Raw genomic sequence first — 15,825 nt, forward strand, 5'->3', positions numbered from 1 at the left:
TCCCTCAGACCTCGTACGGCTGGACGACGATGAAGTTGCCGGGCGCACCGCGGAATTGGAGGTTCACGGTCTCTCCGCTGTGGCCCGGGTAGGAGGTGCGGCGCAGCCGCACCTGACTGGAGACGATCACCTGTGCGCCGGCGGACCAGGCGACGATGGCGTTGCTGTCCGCGTATGTGGTCGGGGTGACCGGGAGCACCACGGGGACGCCGTGGGTCTTGACGACGACGGTGCCGTGGCCCTGGAACTGCATGGTGAACAGAGCGCCGCCGGGGATGCCGTGGCCCTCGATCCTGCGGATCTCGTGTTGGAGCGACTCGTCGAAGGCGAGCACCGACTCCGCGGAGACGCAGATGGCGTCGCCCTGCAGCTCGATCGGGTGCAGGTGGGAGGAGTTCTCGGCGAGGAAGACCTGTCCGCGGCCGGTGCAGCGCATCAGCTGCAGTTCCTGGCCGGTGGCACTGCCCATGATCCGTCCGGCGAAGCCCGCGCCCTTGTAGCCGAAGTCGACCTTGCCCTGGTAGAGCACCATGCTGCCCTGGCGGGCGAGCACGGGCTGCTGGTCGACGCCGAGGTCGACGCGGACGAGCTTGGAGTTCTGGAGCGTCCACCGCTGTCCGGTGGGCACCTCGCGGAACTTCTCCAGGACCGTCTGGAGGCCTGCCGTTCCCGGAGCGGGCCGGCCGCCGTAGGGGGCGGGCTGCTGCGGCGCTCCGTAGGGCTGCTGGTGTCCGTAGGCGCCGGGCTGCTGACCGTACAGGGCGTGCTGACCGGGCACGCCCGGCGGACCGGGCGGCGGGGGGAACTGGCTGCCGTGCGCGCCGCCCTGCTCCGTGAAGTAACCGGGCGGGGCGATGGGCGCGGCGAGCGTGGGTGCCGCGTGCATCTGCGGGGTGCCGCCCGGCGGGGGCGGGAAGCCTTGGTGGGGCGGCGCCTGATGCTGGGCGGGGCTCTGGAGGGGCACGCCGGGGGGTGGGGGCGCGGCCTGGAACGGGGCGCCCTGCGCCGGGAACTGGTGCGCGTCATGGGCCGGGGCCGCGGAGGTGTGCGGGACGGCCGGTGTGCTCGGGGCGGAGGGCGGGGTCGGTGCCGCGGGTGCGCTCGGACCGGCGGGCGCCGCGAAGGCCGGGGGCGCGGTGGCCTGGGCCGGGGGCGCGAAGGCGGGAGCGGCGGCGGTCGGGGCCGGTGCCGGTGCGGCCTCGGGCTCTTCCTCCAGCACCTCGCCGCCGAAGTTTTTGAGGAGTGCCTCCAGCCCGCCGTCGAATCCCTGGCCCACCGCGGCGAACCGCCAGACGTCCTTGACGTAGAAGTCGCCCAGCATCACCGCGCGTTCGGTGCTGAATTCGGCGCCGGTGAAGGAGTAGCGCGCGACTTCCTCGCCGCCGGCCACGATGCGGAGACAGCCGGGGCCGATCTGCGACATCTGACCGGCGCCGTCGACCGTGGCCGTGAAGCTCAGTTTCCGGATCTGCGCGGGAATCCGGTCCAGGGTGACGCGGAAGGATTCCGTGTCACCGGCCTGCGCGCCGAGTTGCTGGATGGCGCCCTCGGGCGACTGCGGCTGATTGAAGAAGACGAAGTAGCGGTCGTCGGACAGCCGCTCCTGGGCGTCGAGGCCGAAACAGCTGATGTCGAGGGTCAGTCCGGGGCCGGCGATCTGCACGCCCACGTACAGATCGGTCCCCGCCGTCAGATCACTGATCCTGGCCTTGTGGCCGCGCTGGAATTCCCTGGCCATGCGTAACGACCGTCCCCCATCCGAACATGCGATGAATACGTTGCGTCAGGCTAACGGCTCAGCCGGGGCCTTTCGGCTCCGGGCCGTTCGCACGCGGCCGGAAATACCGGCCCGCTATTCGCTGCGGGCCGCCGGGAGATGCGGCAGCCGGTCGGCGGCGACCACGCCTTCGAGGTAGCCGCGGGCGCGCTCGGTCCGTGGATACGCCTCGAGGAGCCGCCAGAACCCGGGCCCGTGCCCGGGGACGAGGAGATGTGCCAGTTCGTGGAGCAGCACGTAGTCCACGACGTATTCGGGCATGCCCTGCAGCCGGTGCGAGAGACGGATGCTGCCCTCGGTCGGGGTGCACGAGCCCCAGCGGGTGTTCTGGTTGGTCACCCAGCGGACGGACTCGGGGCGGGCCCGGCCGCCCAGGTACTGCGCAGAGAGCCGCTCCGCCCGGTCGGCGAGCTCGGCGTCGCCGAGCATCCGCTTGCTCTCCTGGGCGGCGAGCTTGTCGAGCATGACCGTCACCCAGCGCTCCTCCTCCGCCTCCGACATCCGGGCGGGGATCAGCACGACCGTGCGGTCGCCCTCGCGGTACGCGGAGACCGTTCTGCGGCGGCGCGCGCTCCGTCTGACCTCGACCGCATCGGTCTCCGGGCCGCGCGTGAGCGGGCTCGGAACACTGCGCGGTGGTCTTGCGGCACTGTGCAGAGGATCGACGGGCACGCCCCGACGTTACCTGCTGGCGGCGCGTGAAGTCCCGCCCATCGCTCCTTGTCGGGGGAAACACCTCCCAGAGTCCACGGCTTGTACGACAATCACCTCGCCCCTGTGGACAACGTCGCACGCCGTGTGGTCAGGCGGCCCATTCTGGAAGCCGACGGAGGGGGAAGACCATGCAGAAGAACGGGACACGCGCGGATTCCGCGCTCGCTGTCTCCACCCGAACGGGTCCTGTCGTGCGGCGCGCGGAGTCCACGCGCCCCGGCCCCGCGCACCGCGACTCCGCGCACCCGATGCTCAAGCCGGCGCTGCGGCGGAGCTGGCGGAGTCGCGACACCGTGCAGTTCGGCGTGGCACCGGCGCACGCGGTGGTGGTCGGGCCGGTGGACACGGCGACGGGGAGTTTCCTGAGCCTGCTGGACGGGACGCGCGGTATGCCGCTGCTGCGGGAGGAGGCGCGGGCCGTCGGGCTGCCCGAGGGGCGGGCGGATGTCCTGGTCGAGCGGTTGACGCGGGCCGGTCTGCTCGATGATCCGCGGGGCGGGGGCGAGGGCGCCGCGGGCCTGCGCGAGCAGGGCCCGGCGCTGGAGCGTCTGCGGCCGGACCTGGCCTCGCTGTCCGTGCTGCACGCCGGGGCGGGCGCGGCGATGGGGATCATGGGCGCACGGCGGGCGTTGAGAGTGCAGGTGCGCGGCGCCGGGCGGGTGGGGTCCGCTGTCGCGGCGCTGCTGTCGGCGTCGGGGGTGGGACAGGTCGATGTCCAGGACGGCGGCTGCGTGGACCCCTGGGACGTGGCGCCGGGCGGGGTGGGTGCCGAGCGGATCGGGGAGCGCCGGGACAGCGCGGCGCGGCGGCTGGTCCGGGAGGTCGCGCCGGTTCCCCGGCCGCGGGCCCGGGGAGGCGGCGGTGCCGACGGCGAGCCGCCGCTGGCCCTGGTGGTGTTCGCGCCGCGGGACGGGCTGGCCGCCCACGCCCCCGACCCCGCCGCCGCGGAGGAGCTGATCCTGTCCGGAACTCCCCATATGTACGCGGGCGTCCTGGAAGCCACCGGGGTGGTGGGCCCATTGGTGCTGCCCGGCGGCACGGCCTGCGCGGGCTGTATCGAGCTGGGGCGGGGCGAACGGGACGCGGCCTGGCCCCGGATGCTCGCCCAGTGGCGGTCCGGCCGGGCCTCGGGGGTACCGTCGTGCGACATGGCACTGGCCACGGTTGTGGCGGGGCTGACCGTGTCGCGGGCGCTGGATTTCCTCGACGGTGGGTCCCCGGCGAGCGCGGGGGTGCGGATGGAGCTGGCCCTGCCGGGCCCGGCCTGGTCCCCGCGGCCCGTCGAGCCGCATCCGCGGTGCCCGTGCGGCGCGGCGGGATCTCCGGATCCCGGGTATGCCTCTGCCGCAGGGGGACCGCACGGGACAATGAGCAGGTAACCGCCGTCCGCGGTGTGGCTGTTCAGCTAGTTGGAGGGGCGCATGTCTGATCTACCCCGCAAGGCGGTCACCCGTACCGCCAAGTTGGCCGCGCTGCCGTTGGGGTTCGCGGGGCGCACGGCGCTCGGGCTGGGGAAACGCATCGGCGGCCGGTCCGCCGAGCTGATCGCCACGGAGCTCCAGCAGCGCACGGCCGAGCAGCTGTTCGCGACGCTCGGGCAGCTCAAGGGGGGTGCGATGAAGCTCGGTCAGGCGTTGTCCGTCTTCGAGTCGGCACTCCCCGAGCAGGTGGCGGGCCCCTATCGGGCGGCGCTGACCAAGCTTCAGGAGGCGGCTCCCCCGATGCCCACGAAGTCGGTGCACGCCGCGCTGGCGGAGCGGCTCGGCGCGGACTGGCGGGAGTTGTTCGAGGAGTTCGAGGACCGGCCTGCGGCGGCCGCGTCGATCGGGCAGGTGCACCGGGCGGTCTGGCACGACGGGCGTGAGGTCGCGGTCAAGGTGCAGTATCCGGGGGCGGGCGAGGCACTGCTGTCCGACCTCACCCAATTGGGTCGCTTCGCCCGGCTGCTGGGGCCGCTGATCCCCGGGATGGACATCAAACCGCTCATCTCGGAGCTGCGCGACAGGGTGTCGGAAGAACTCGACTACGAGCTGGAGGCCCGTGCCCAGAGCGCGCACGCCCGGGAGTTCGCGAACGATCCGGATGTCACCGTGCCCGAGGTGGTGCACCAGAGCGACCAGGTGCTGATCACCGAGTGGCTGGACGGGGTGCCGCTGTCCGAGGTGATAGCGGACGGCACCCAGGAGCAGCGGGACCGGGCGGGGCAGTTGCTGGCCCGCTTCCTCTTCTCGGGCGCGGCGCGCACGGGGCTGCTGCACGCCGACCCGCACCCGGGCAATTTCCGGCTGCTGACCGGTGACGCCCCCGACGGCCCGCCGGAGAAGTGGCGGCTGGGGGTGCTGGACTTCGGCACGGTGGACCGGCTGCCGCAGGGGCTTCCCCCGACGATCGGCACGGCCCTGCGGCTGACGCTGGACGGTGAGGCGGAGGCGGTCCACGAGCTGCTGCGGGACGAGGGCTTCGTCAAGCCGGAGATCGAGCTGGACCCGGGGGCCGTGCTGGACTATCTGCTGCCGATCATCGAGCCCGCGCAGGTGGCGGAGTTCACCTTCACCCGGGGCTGGATGCGGGCCCAGGCGACGCGGGTCGCCGATCCCCGTTCACCCGCCTACCAGCTGGGGCGGCAGCTCAATCTGCCTCCGTCGTATCTGCTGATACACCGGGTGACGACGAGCACCATCGGGGTGCTGTGCCAGCTGGGTGCGACGGTGCGGCTGAGAGACGAGATGGAGGCGTGGGTGCCCGGCTTCGGGGTGGCCGACGAGAGTCAGGAGACGCCCGCCTGACGGTCCGGGCCCCTGCTCACCACCAGGAGGAGTCGAGGCGGCTCTCGATGGCTCTGATGTTGGCGCGCGCGCAGTCGTCGCAGAAGTAGCGGCGGCTGCCGTTCTCGACGGAGCAGGTCCAGGTCGGCGGCGTACCGTCGGCGGCGGTGCCACAGCGGGCGCACGTCACGGGCGCGGCGTTCCCGGTGGCCTTCTGGGGATCCAACTGCACTGATTCATGCGTCTTCTGGTCCACTCCCAGACGATATCCCCGCGAACGCGCCGGGAGGGCACAACGCACCCAACGCCCCGCGGGGCCGGTCCGTTCGGACCGGCCCCGCGGGCTTCGGGATGAGCTCCGGGTGAGCCCCGGGCCTCGGCTGTGGCCCGATCAGTGCATCACGGCCATGGCCAGCGCGCGGCGGGCACGCAGCGAGGCGCGCTCGGCGCGACGCTGCATCCGCCGGGCGGCGGCCAGCCGGATGGCCCTGCGTTCGGCATCCGCCTCCCGGAGGCGGTCGTGCATATGGGCACGAGCCAGGGCTTCTGGGATGAGTTGCATTTCGAGGTTCCTGTTCTGACGCGAGGCGGTCGCGCGGGAGGTGTCACGGGCGGGGGTTTCGGGGCCGAACGGCTCGGCGGAGGGGCGGTTCATCGTCGGATCCTGCTTCTTGGGGTCGTGCGTGGTGGGGCGGTCGATGGTGCCGAAGACGTTCATGCGGCGACCGGGTTCTTGCGCGGACGGCCACGGGGCCGCTTGCGGGCCACCACAACACCCTGGACGAAGAGCTCGCCGCCCCAGACGCCCCACGGCTCACGACGGTCCACGGCTCCGGCGAGGCAGGCCTCGCGGAGCGGGCAGGTCTGGCAGAGCGACTTGGCGTACTCCACGTCCGCCGGGGTCTCGGCGAAGAAGACCTCCGGGTCGTAGCTGCGGCAGGGGACGGGGGTGCCCAGGTTCTCGATGGCCTCGTCGAGGTCGGTGAGGGCGGTGAGGGGGGTCAAGGAGTCCTCCGTGGGGACAGGCGGGGGGATCAGGTCGGTCGCTACTGACGGGGTGTGTGCCTTGAGTTGCACGGTGTCTTTTCCTCGTCTGTTGTTCCGGCTTGTGGCCGGGCTGGTTCCCCCCGCCCTGGCGAGGGGGCAAACAAAAGGGCCGCGGATCCCGGTGTGGGTTCCGCGGCCCTGGAAGGTGCCGACCTGATCATGCCGATCAGGCTGGATCTCTCCAGGGTTCGAGCCCACGGAAGGCCCACATCGTCTGGTGCTGCTGCTCGCTCCGGAATCCGGCGCCGTTGGCCGTCGCTTCAATGCCATAGGCCTGGGCCTGTGCCATTGCTGCTGCCGTTACCGCGGACGCCTTGGTCGGTCGCTCATTGATCCGGGCAAAGCCTGCGGTGGACAGACCGGTGCCCTGGAAGGCAGGAGCGAGCGCCGAGGACAGGCCGAGAAGACGGGTGGCGGCGACCTGGCGATCGGTCATTTTGTTGCTGGTCTTGAAGCTGATCATCGGTCTTCGCCTCCTCTCGGCGTCTTCGGGGACCGGTCGAAACCAGTCCGGGTCGGTTCAGTACAACACGGATCCACCGGATCTCGAAAGAGCCGTTGTCTCCGTGCTCGGAAGGCTATGGGTATGCCGTCCGCGTGCGCAAACTATTTTTCCGGAGTTTCTTCCGGGGAGTTGCCGGAGGCCGGATCGGCGCCCGCGCACAGGGCGAGGACGTCGGCTCCGAACCTGTCGAGCTTCCGCCTCCCCACCCCTGAGATGCCCGCCAGCTCCGATTCGGTTCCCGGCACGGCTTCGGCGATCGCCAGCAGCGTCTTGTCGGTGAAGACGCAGTAGGCGGGCTGGCCCAGCAGGGCCGCCTGTTCGGCGCGCCAGTCGCGCAGCCGCTCGTACAGCGCCTCGTCCAGATCGGAGGGGCAGTCCTCGCAGCGCATCAGCTTGATCTCGCCCGCGTCGGTCAGCGTCCTGCCGCAGACCCGGCAGCGGGCGGGCCCACGGGCGCGGCGCCGTCCGTCCCGCTCGGGGCCCGCCGGGGCGGCGGTGCGAGCCGCTCCCGAGCCCGGCCGGAAGGCGGTGGAGCCGGGCCGCAGTCCGTTGAGGAAGCGGGTGGGCCGCCGGGTGGCGCGGCCGCCCGGGGTGCGGGACAGGGACCAGGAGAGGGAGAGGTCGCGGCGGGCCCGGGTGACCCCCACATAGAGCAGTCGGCGCTCCTCCTCGACCTGCTCGTCGGTCTTGGCGTAAGTGATCGGCATCATGCCCTCGGCGAGCCCGACCAGGAAGACGGCGTCCCATTCGAGGCCCTTGGCCGCGTGAAGTGAGGCGAGAGTCACACCCTCGACGGTGGGTGCGTGCTGGGCGCTCGCCCGCTCGTCGAGCTCGGCGACGAGATCGGCGAGGGTGGCCTCCGGTCTGGCCCGTACGAAGTCCTCGGCGAGCCGCACCAGCGCCGCCAGGGACTCCCAGCGGTCCCGCACGGCGCCCGAGCCCGCCGGGGGGTCGGGCGTCCAGCCACGGGTGCCCAGCACGGCCCGCACCTGGGACGGCACGTCGTCGGCGGAGGCCAGCTCGGGGTCGGAGTGGCCGCCGGCGCGGGCGGCGCCGCGCAGCAGCAGCCCGGCCTCACGCACCTCCGGGCGCTCGAAGAACCGCTCGGCGCCGCGCAGCTGGTAGGGCACCCCGACGTCGGCGAGGGCCTGTTCGTAGACCTCGGACTGGGCGTTGATGCGGTAGAGGATCGCGATCTCGCTGGCCGGGACCCCGGAGGCGATGAGCTCCCGGATCCGGCGGGCGGTGCCCTCCGCCTCGGCGGGCTCGTCGGCGAACTCGGTGCAGCGGGGCTCGGGGCCCGCCTCCCGCTGCGAGACGAGCTCCAGCCGGTGCTCGGCGGCGCGGCCCCGGGCCTGGGCGAGGAGGCCGTTGGCGAGGTGCACGATCTGGGGGGTGGAGCGGTAGTCCCGGACGAGCTTGACGACCGTCGCCCGGGGGTGGCGGGTACGGAAGTTCAGCAGGTGGTCCGGGGTGGCTCCGGTGAAGGAGTAGATGGTCTGGCTGGCGTCGCCGACCACGCAGAGGTTGTCCCGGTCGCCCAGCCACAGCTCCAGCAGGCGCTGCTGGAGGGGGCTGACGTCCTGGTACTCGTCGACCACGAAGTGCTGGTACTGGCGGCGCACCGTCTCCGCGATGTCGTCCCGCTCCTGGAGGACGCCGACCGTCAGCAGCAAGACGTCCTCGAAGTCGATCACGCCGCGGTCGCGCTTGAGCTGTTCGTACGTGGCGTAGATCCGGGCGATCTCGGCCGGGTCGCGGGGGGCCTCGCGGCCGGTCTTGGCGGCGGCGGGGGCGTAGTCCTCCGGGACGGTCTGGGTGACCTTCGACCACTCGATCTCGCCGGTCACGTCCCGCAGCTCGTTGCGGTCGAGCCGGACCCGGCAGCGGGCGGCGGCCTCCGCGACGAGCTGGACCTTCCGCTCGACGAGGCGCGGCACCTCGCCGCCGACGGCCTTGGGCCAGAAGTAATGGAGCTGGCGCAGGGCCGCCGAGTGGAACGTGCGCGCCTGGACGCCGCCCGCGCCGAGCTGGCGGAGCCTGCCGCGCATCTCTCCGGCGGCGCGGTTGGTGAAGGTGACGGCGAGCACGCTGGCGGGCTGGAGCGCCCCGGACCGGACGCCGTAGGCGATGCGGTGGGTGATCGCCCGGGTCTTGCCCGTGCCCGCTCCGGCCAGCACGCACACCGGACCGCTGAGGGCCGTCGCCACCTCGCGCTGCTCGGGGTCGAGCCCTTCGAGCACCGCATCGGCAGAGTCCGGGACCTGCGGGAAGAGGGAGGAGTGCGTTGCTGCTGTCACCCCGCCATGCTGCCAGGTCCGCGGGGACGACCGGGAACGCTCGTCCACAGGCCCGGCCCGCCGGTCGTACTAATGCCCGGGAATGGCTACGGGCGGACGTGCGTTCTACGACTGGCATCACACCCACCACCGAAGGAGCACGAGGTCGCATGTCGGGCACCGTGACGATGTACAGCACCACCTGGTGCGGCTACTGCCGCCGACTGAAGAGCCAGCTGGACCGCGAGGGAATCGCGTACAACGAGATCAACATCGAGCACGACGCCGAATCCGCGGCCTTCGTGGAAAAGGCGAACGACGGCAACCAGACGGTGCCGACCGTCCTGGTCGTCCCCAACGGCGGCGGTGTCCCGGTCACCATGACCAACCCGTCCCTGGCACAGGTCAAGCAGGCCCTGGCCTCCTGACCCCGGGCACGCAGGGGCGCGGGAGCACGGCACGGCCGAGGCCGCGGGGCACCGGCTCCGAGGAGTCGGTGCCCCAGCTCGTTCCCGCGCTCAGCTCGGGCTCTGCGGCAGCGGCTCCCCGTACCAGATCTCCAGCAGGCGGGCCGCGATGGAGATGCCGGTGGGCGGCAGCACCTCTCCGGAGGCGAAGGCCGCCCGCAGTTCCTCCCGGGAGAACCAGCGGGCCTCGTGGATCTCCTCGCCGTCCACCTGGATGGCGGAGGACGTGGCGCGGGCCATGAAGCCCAGCATGAGGCTCGACGGGAAGGGCCAGGGCTGGCTGGCGAAGTACTCCACGTCGCCGACGATCACGCCCACTTCCTCGGCGACCTCGCGGCGCACGGCCTGCTCGATGGACTCCCCCGGCTCGACGAAGCCCGCGAGCGTCGAGAAACGGCCCTCCGGCCAGTGCATCTGCCGGCCCAGCAGCGCCCGGTCCGCCTCGTCCGTGACGAGCATGATGACGGCCGGGTCGGTCCGGGGGTAGTGCTCGGCGCCGCAGGCCGGGCAGCGGCGGATGTGGCCCGCGGCCGCCACCACCGTGCGCTCGCCGCAGCGCGAGCAGAAGCGGTGCAGGCGCTGCCAGTTCTCCAGGGCGACCGCGTGCACCATCAGCCCGGCGTCGCGCGGCGACAGCAGCAGCCCCGCCTCGCGCAGCCCGGCCGGGCGGGCCGACTGGTCCATCCGGCCCGGCAGTGTGTCCTTCTGGAGGGCGAAGTAGGCGATGCCCTCCTCGTCCTCGCCCAGGAAATAGCGGTGCGTCTCGGTGACCGGGGCCTCGAAGGCCGGGGTCATCACCAGCTCCGTGCGGCCGTCGGGCGTGTCGTCGATCAGCACCTGCCCGCCGGACACCACGAAGACCCTCGTGGAGGGATGGCTCCACGCGGCGGCGAGCCACGCCTCGTCCATGCGGTGGTGCGCGGCGCGGTCGATGCCGCTGTCGCCGCTGAGCGTGATGGGCCGGGCGGCTGCCGGGTCGGTCCAGGTGGTCACGACTGCTTCCAACTCCCCCTGCGGATGGTGGTGTACGTCAAGAGCGCGAGCTACCGCTCGCTGCCGGCCCCGGCGGCGAGGTCGGACCAGAGGTAGGCGCTGGTCTCGACGCCCTTCATGAGGAGGTCCAGCTCGACCTTCTCGTTCGGCGCGTGCCAGCCGTCCGAGGGCACCGAGATGCCGAGGAACAGCACCGGGACGCCGAGCACGTCCTGGAGGTCGGCGGCCGGGCCGGAGCCGCCTTCGCGCGTGAAGCGGATCCGCTGCCCGAAGGCGCGCCCCATGGCCCGGACGACCGACTGGAGGTACGGGTGGTCGAGCGGGGTCAGGCAGGGGCGGGTGACGCCCCAGAAGTTGATCTCGTGGCGGATGCCCTCGGGCAGACTGCCGGCCACCCACTTCCGCACGGCCTGCTGCACGGCGTCGGTGTCCTGGCCCGCGACCAGCCGGAAGGACAGCTTGAGCTGGGCGGCGGACGGCACGATCGTCTTGCCGCCGGGGCCCTGATAGCCGCCGCCCATGCCGTTGACCTCGGCGGTGGGACGGGCCCAGATCCGCTCCAGGGTGGTGTAGCCCTTCTCGCCGAGGGTCGCGTGGGAGTGCGCGATGCGTAGCCACTGCTTCTCGTCGAAGGGGAGCTCGGCGAAGAGCTCGCGCTCGCGCTCGGTCAGTTCCACGACGCCGTCGTAGAAGCCGGGGATCGCGACGCGGCGGTCCTCGTCGTGCAGGGCGGCGACGAGGCGGGCGGCCTCGGTGGCCGGGTTGGGCACGGCGCCGCCGAAGGAGCCCGAGTGGATGTCCTGGGCGGGCCCGTACAGGTCGATCTGGCAGTCCGTGAGGCCGCGCATGCCGGTACAGACGGTCGGGGTGTCCTCCGCCCACATGCCGGTGTCGGAGACGATCACGGTGTCGCAGGCGAGCCGGTCGGCGTGCGCGCGGACAAGGGCCGGGAAGTGCGGCGAGCCGGACTCCTCCTCGCCCTCGATGATCAGCTTGAGGTTGACGGCGGGCGTGGTGCGGCCCGTCGCGGCGAGGTGGGCCCGGAGGCCCAGCGTGTGGAAGAAGACCTGGCCCTTGTCGTCGGCGGCACCGCGCGCGTAGAGCCGGCCGTCCTTGAAGACGGGCTCGAAGGGCTCGGTGTGCCAGCCGTCCTCGCGGGCGGCGGGCTGCACGTCGTGGTGGCCGTAGACCAGGACGGTGGGGGCGCCGGCGTCGCCGGAGGGCCACTCGGCGAACACGGCCGGGGCGCCGTCGGTCTCCCAGACCTCGACGGTCGGGAAGCCGGTCTCCGTGAGCTTGGCGGCCAGCCAGTCGGCACTGCGGCGCACATCGGGGGCGCGGCCCGGTTCGGCCGACACGGAGGGGATGCGGAGCCACTCGACCAGGTCCTCGAGGAACGCGGCACGGTGCTCTTCGATATACGCGCGGACAGCGCTGTCCGGGTTGTCGCTCATGGCATCGAGCCTATCCGGCCACGCGGCGTGACCATGACCGGGAGTCCTCATGAGGGCTCCCCCGCCAGGATCCGTTCCAGGCCCGCGCGATCCGGGAGGCCCTCCGGGCGGACTGTCCGGCCGTCGCGCACGTACACGAAGGCGGCGGTGACGGCGGACAGCGGCACTCCGTACTGCTCCGCCCAGGCGACGCGGTAGATCGCGAGCTGGAGGGGGTCGGCGTCGTGGGCGCGGCTCGTCTTCCAGTCGACGATCTCGTACGTGTCGCCCTGTGGGCCGCGTTCGCGGTAGACGGCGTCAACCCTGCCGCGGATCACTCGGCCCGAGAGGGTGAGCTGGAACGGCGCCTCCACCCGGTACGGGGTGCGGTGGGCGTACGGGGTGAGCTCGAACGCCTCCTTGAGGGCGGCGAGGTCCCGTTCGTCGGCGATCTCCGGTTCGTCCGCGCCGTCCTCGGGGCCGCCGGGCAGTTCGTCGGGGCCCAGCATCGGCAGGGGCAGCGCCTCGAAGCGGGACTCGATCCAGGCGTGGAAGCGGGTGCCGCGGCGCGCGGCGGGCTGCGGCGGGCGCGGCATGGGCCGGGCCAGCTCCTGTGCGAAGCCGTCCGGGTCGGCGGCGAGACGCACCAGTTGCGAGGCGCTCAGGGAAGTCGGCAGGGCCACCTCGCGCACGCTCGCGCGGGCGCGGCGCAGTTCTCCGGCCAGTGCCTCCAGGTCCCGGTCCCAGGACGTGGCGAGGCGTGCCTCCTCCGGGGAGAGCGTCTGCCCTGCGGGCGGCTCGCCGGAACAGTGCCGCCGGTGGTCGGGATCGCTGTCCTGGTGGCCTGGGTGATCCGGGTGACCCAGGTGATCCGGGTCGCCCGGCCGGCCCCGGTCGCGATGACCGGCGTCGTCGGGCGTCCGCTCGGGGTCGTCGTCCGTCGGCACGCGCCTTGCCGCCGGTACGGGTTCGGCCCTGTGGGACGGGGCCCCGTCGTGCACCCGTACGCGCGCGTGCCCGGTGGTTGCGGTTGCGGGCCCGTCGGCCCTTTTCCCGTCGTATTCGGGCCCGTCGTGTCCGGGCCCGTCGGCGTCCTCCTCGTCCGGCATCTGCCGGGGGGCGGGTACGGCCGTCTCCGGGCGCGTCGTCGGCAGGGCGTCCCAGTCGGTGAGGTCCTCGTCGGTGAGCGGGGCCTCGTGCGTGTCGTCGTACGGGTCGTCCTCCGGGGGCGGCCAGTCGGGGTCGTGGGCGGGCTCCGGGTCCGGGGCGGTGGCGCGGGGCTCGTCCTCGTGGGCCGCCATGCGGTCGAGGTGGGCCAGGACGGCGTCCGCGGCGGCGCGGCGGCGCTCCAGGGACGCGGGGTCGAGGGGCAGCGGCCAGGAGTGGTCCGTCTCCGGCTCCTCCAGGGCGGGGTTCTCCGCGCCCTCCTCGGGCGCGTCGGCCCATGCCTCGATCTCGCCGTGGCCCGCCTCGCAGTGCGCGCGCAGGGCCTCGAGGAAGTCGGACGGGCCGCGGGGCTGCTTCTGGCTGGGGCCCCACCAGTGGCCGGAGCCGAGGAGCAGGGAGCGGGGGCGGGTGAAGGTGACGTAGCCGAGGCGGAGTTCCTCGATCCGCTGGTGCTCCTTCATGGCGGCCTTGAACGCGGCGAGGCCCTTGGCGTCCCAGTCCGTGACGTCGGGCAGGGTGTCCGCGTCGCCCCGCAGCGCGTGCGGCAGGACCTTCGCCTGGGCGGTCCAGGACTCGCGGGACTGCTCGCTGGGGAAGGTCTTGGTGACGAGCCCGGGGACGGCGACCACGTCCCACTCCAGGCCCTTGGACTTGTGCGCGGTGAGGACCTTGACGGTGTTCTCCCCGCCGGGCAGGGAGCTGTCGAGGCCCTTCTCGTACTGCTCGGCGGTGCGCAGGAAGCCGAGGAAGGCGAGCAGGCCGGCCTCGCCGTCGACGGCGGCGAAGCCCGCGGCGATGTCCAGGAAGTGCGACAGGGTCTCCCTGCGGCGGGCGGCCAGGGCGTGCGGGGAGGCGGAGAGCTCGACCTCCAGGCCGGTGGTGGCGAGCACCCGGTGGAGGACGTCCATCAGCGGGTCGGACAGGGAGCGCCGCAGGTCGCGGAGTTCGGCGGCGAGCCGGGCGAAGCGGACCCCGGCCTCGGCGGAGAAGGGCAGCCCTGCGTCCTCGCCCGCGGTGCCGCCGGGCAGGAGGAAGGTGTCGAGGGCGTCGGCGAGGGAGACGACCTCGGCGGGGTCGACGCCCTCGACGGCCTCCGCGAGCCTGCGCTCCGGGTCGGCGCCGGTGCCGCCGTAGGGCACGAGCGTACGGGCGAGGCGGCCGAGCAGCGCCAGGTCGCGCGGGCCGATGCGCCAGCGCGGGCCGACCAGCAGCCGGACGAGCGCGGCGTTGGCCGTGGGGTCCTGGAGGACCTCGCAGACGGCGACCAGGTCGGCGATCTCGGGCAGGTGGAGCAGCCCGGACAGGCCGACGACCTCGACGGGCACGTCGCGCTCCACGAGCGCGGCCTGGATCTGCGCGAAGTCGACGGCGGTGCGGCACAGGACGGCGATGTCGCCGGGGCGGGTGCCCGTGCGCACCAGGTGGGTGAGGGAGTCGGCGAGCCAGTCGAGCTCCTCCGCGTGGGTGGGCAGCAGGGCGCAGCGCACCACGCCGTCCCGCTCCGCGCCGGGGGCGGGCCGCAGGGCCTCGACGCCCTCGTGGCGTTCGCGCAGCGGGGCGGCGAGCCCGTTGGCGAGGTCGAGGAGGCGGCCGCCGCTGCGGCGGTTCTCGCTGAGCGCGAACCGCTGGGCGGGGCGGCCGTCGGCGTACGGGAAGTGGAGCGGGAAGTCGTCCAGGTTGGCCACGGAGGCGCCGCGCCAGCCGTAGATGGCCTGGCAGGGGTCGCCCACGGCGGTGACGGCGTGGGCGGTGCCGCCGCCGAAGAGACCGGAGAGCAGGAGCCGTTGGGCGACGGAGGTGTCCTGGTACTCGTCGAGGAGGACGACCTTGAACTGCTCGCGCAGGATCTGCCCCACCTCCGGCCTGCTGCGGGCCAGTTCGGCGGAGAGGGCGATCTGGTCGCCGAAGTCGAGGAGGTCGCGCTCGCGCTTCTCGGCGCGGTACGCCCCGACCAGGTCGAGGAGTTCGAGCCGGGCGCGGGCGGTCTCGGGGGCGCGGCGCAGGTCGGCGTTGGTGAGCCGGGCGCCCTCCAGGGCGGCCAGCAGCTCGGTGTCGTACGCGCGCAGCCCGGCGGGCTCCACGAGGTGCTCGGCGAGCTCGCCGTCGAGCGCGAGGAGGTCGGCGACGAGGTCGCCGAAAGAGCGGGTGAGCGCGGGGTGCGGACCCGGGGAGGTGCGCAGGACGCGGGCGGCCAGCTGGAAGCGGGTGGCGTCGGCGAGCAGCCGGGCGCTGGGCTCCAGGCCGATCCGCAGACCGTGCTCCTTGAGGAGGCGGCCCGCGAAGGCGTGGTAGGTGGAGATCTCCGGCTCGCCGGGGGCTCCTTCGGGGTCGCCCGGCAGGGGCTCGGGGTCGGTGACCCCGGCCGCGACGAGGGCCTTGCGGACGCGCTCGGACAGCTCGCCGGCCGCCTTGTTGGTGAAGGTGAGCCCGAGGACCTGCTCGGGGGCGACCTGGCCGGTGCCGACGAGCCAGACGACGCGGGCGGCCATCACCGTGGTCTTGCCGGACCCGGCGCCGGCCACGATGACCTGGGGGGCGGGCGGCGCGGTGATGCAGGCCGTCTGCTCCCTGGTGAACGGGATGCCGAGCAGCTCCTTGAGCTGCTCGGGGTCGGTCAGGCGCGGGGTCACGTCCAAAACGCTAACCGGCCCCACTGACAATCCGGCACCGTCGCAGGT

The 15,825-nt window shown here is 73.1% G+C and carries 13 protein-coding genes; 3 read left to right on the forward strand and 10 right to left on the reverse strand.

Going from position 1 to position 15,825, the window contains the following annotated elements; genetic code table 11:
- Positions 1-4 precede the first annotated feature (4 nt).
- Complete coding sequence (locus tag ACWD4A_RS10850) at positions 5-1,738, reverse strand: TerD family protein (protein WP_451192130.1); 1,734 nt, start codon at positions 1,736-1,738, stop codon at positions 5-7.
- Positions 1,739-1,852: 114 nt separating this feature from the next.
- Positions 1,853-2,449 (reverse strand): M48 metallopeptidase family protein, encoded by a 597-nt coding sequence (locus tag ACWD4A_RS10855; RefSeq protein ID WP_451192132.1) that lies wholly within the window; start codon positions 2,447-2,449, stop codon positions 1,853-1,855.
- A 290-nt stretch (positions 2,450-2,739) separates the two neighbouring features.
- Here ACWD4A_RS10855 and ACWD4A_RS10860 point away from each other — a divergent pair, with 290 nt between their 5' ends.
- Positions 2,740-3,870, forward strand: a complete 1,131-nt coding sequence (locus tag ACWD4A_RS10860) for a ThiF family adenylyltransferase (RefSeq protein ID WP_451192204.1) — start codon at positions 2,740-2,742, stop codon at positions 3,868-3,870.
- A gap of 42 nt (positions 3,871-3,912) precedes the next feature.
- The gene (locus ACWD4A_RS10865) at positions 3,913-5,277 is read left to right on the forward strand and encodes an ABC1 kinase family protein (RefSeq protein WP_451192134.1); all 1,365 of its coding nucleotides are present in this window, start codon (positions 3,913-3,915) and stop codon (positions 5,275-5,277) included.
- Between the two features lie 16 nt (positions 5,278-5,293).
- On the opposite strand, the gene ACWD4A_RS10870 is transcribed toward ACWD4A_RS10865, so the two are convergent.
- The 5 genes from ACWD4A_RS10870 to ACWD4A_RS10890 all read right to left on the reverse strand — a co-directional run bounded on the left by ACWD4A_RS10870 (position 5,294) and on the right by ACWD4A_RS10890 (position 9,108).
- Positions 5,294-5,488: a hypothetical protein gene (locus ACWD4A_RS10870; protein WP_451192206.1), complete on the reverse strand. Its 195-nt coding sequence runs from the start codon at positions 5,486-5,488 to the stop codon at positions 5,294-5,296.
- Positions 5,489-5,647: 159 nt separating this feature from the next.
- Positions 5,648-5,974 carry a hypothetical protein gene (locus tag ACWD4A_RS10875; protein WP_451192137.1) on the reverse strand — a complete coding sequence of 109 codons (327 nt, stop codon included), beginning with the start codon at positions 5,972-5,974 and terminating at the stop codon, positions 5,648-5,650.
- Entirely contained in the window at positions 5,971-6,333 is a 363-nt protein-coding gene (locus ACWD4A_RS10880; protein ID WP_451192139.1) for a WhiB family transcriptional regulator, read from the reverse strand. The genes ACWD4A_RS10875 and ACWD4A_RS10880 overlap by 4 nt, the downstream gene beginning before the upstream one ends.
- A 136-nt stretch (positions 6,334-6,469) precedes the next feature.
- Positions 6,470-6,766: a hypothetical protein gene (locus tag ACWD4A_RS10885; protein ID WP_451192141.1), complete on the reverse strand. Its 297-nt coding sequence runs from the start codon at positions 6,764-6,766 to the stop codon at positions 6,470-6,472.
- Positions 6,767-6,909: 143 nt separating this feature from the next.
- Positions 6,910-9,108, reverse strand: coding sequence for an ATP-dependent DNA helicase UvrD2 (locus tag ACWD4A_RS10890; protein WP_451192143.1), 2,199 nt, complete (start codon positions 9,106-9,108; stop codon positions 6,910-6,912).
- 149 nt (positions 9,109-9,257) lie between these two features.
- On the opposite strand from ACWD4A_RS10890, the gene ACWD4A_RS10895 reads away from it, so the two are divergent.
- The gene (locus ACWD4A_RS10895) at positions 9,258-9,515 is read left to right on the forward strand and encodes a mycoredoxin (RefSeq protein ID WP_451192145.1); all 258 of its coding nucleotides are present in this window, start codon (positions 9,258-9,260) and stop codon (positions 9,513-9,515) included.
- 90 nt (positions 9,516-9,605) lie between these two features.
- On the opposite strand, the gene nudC is transcribed toward ACWD4A_RS10895, so the two are convergent.
- The 3 genes from nudC to ACWD4A_RS10910 are packed head-to-tail and all read right to left on the reverse strand — an operon-like array spanning position 9,606 to position 15,777.
- Positions 9,606-10,547: an NAD(+) diphosphatase gene (nudC, locus tag ACWD4A_RS10900; RefSeq protein WP_451192147.1), complete on the reverse strand. Its 942-nt coding sequence runs from the start codon at positions 10,545-10,547 to the stop codon at positions 9,606-9,608.
- A 50-nt stretch (positions 10,548-10,597) separates the two neighbouring features.
- Positions 10,598-12,001: a dipeptidase gene (locus ACWD4A_RS10905; RefSeq protein ID WP_451192148.1), complete on the reverse strand. Its 1,404-nt coding sequence runs from the start codon at positions 11,999-12,001 to the stop codon at positions 10,598-10,600.
- 47 nt (positions 12,002-12,048) lie between these two features.
- On the reverse strand, positions 12,049-15,777 hold the full coding sequence (locus tag ACWD4A_RS10910) for a UvrD-helicase domain-containing protein (protein WP_451192150.1): 3,729 nt from the start codon (positions 15,775-15,777) through the stop codon (positions 12,049-12,051).
- Positions 15,778-15,825: the final 48 nt, after the last annotated feature.

It is taken from the genome of Streptomyces sp. NPDC002537, assembly GCF_053594975.1.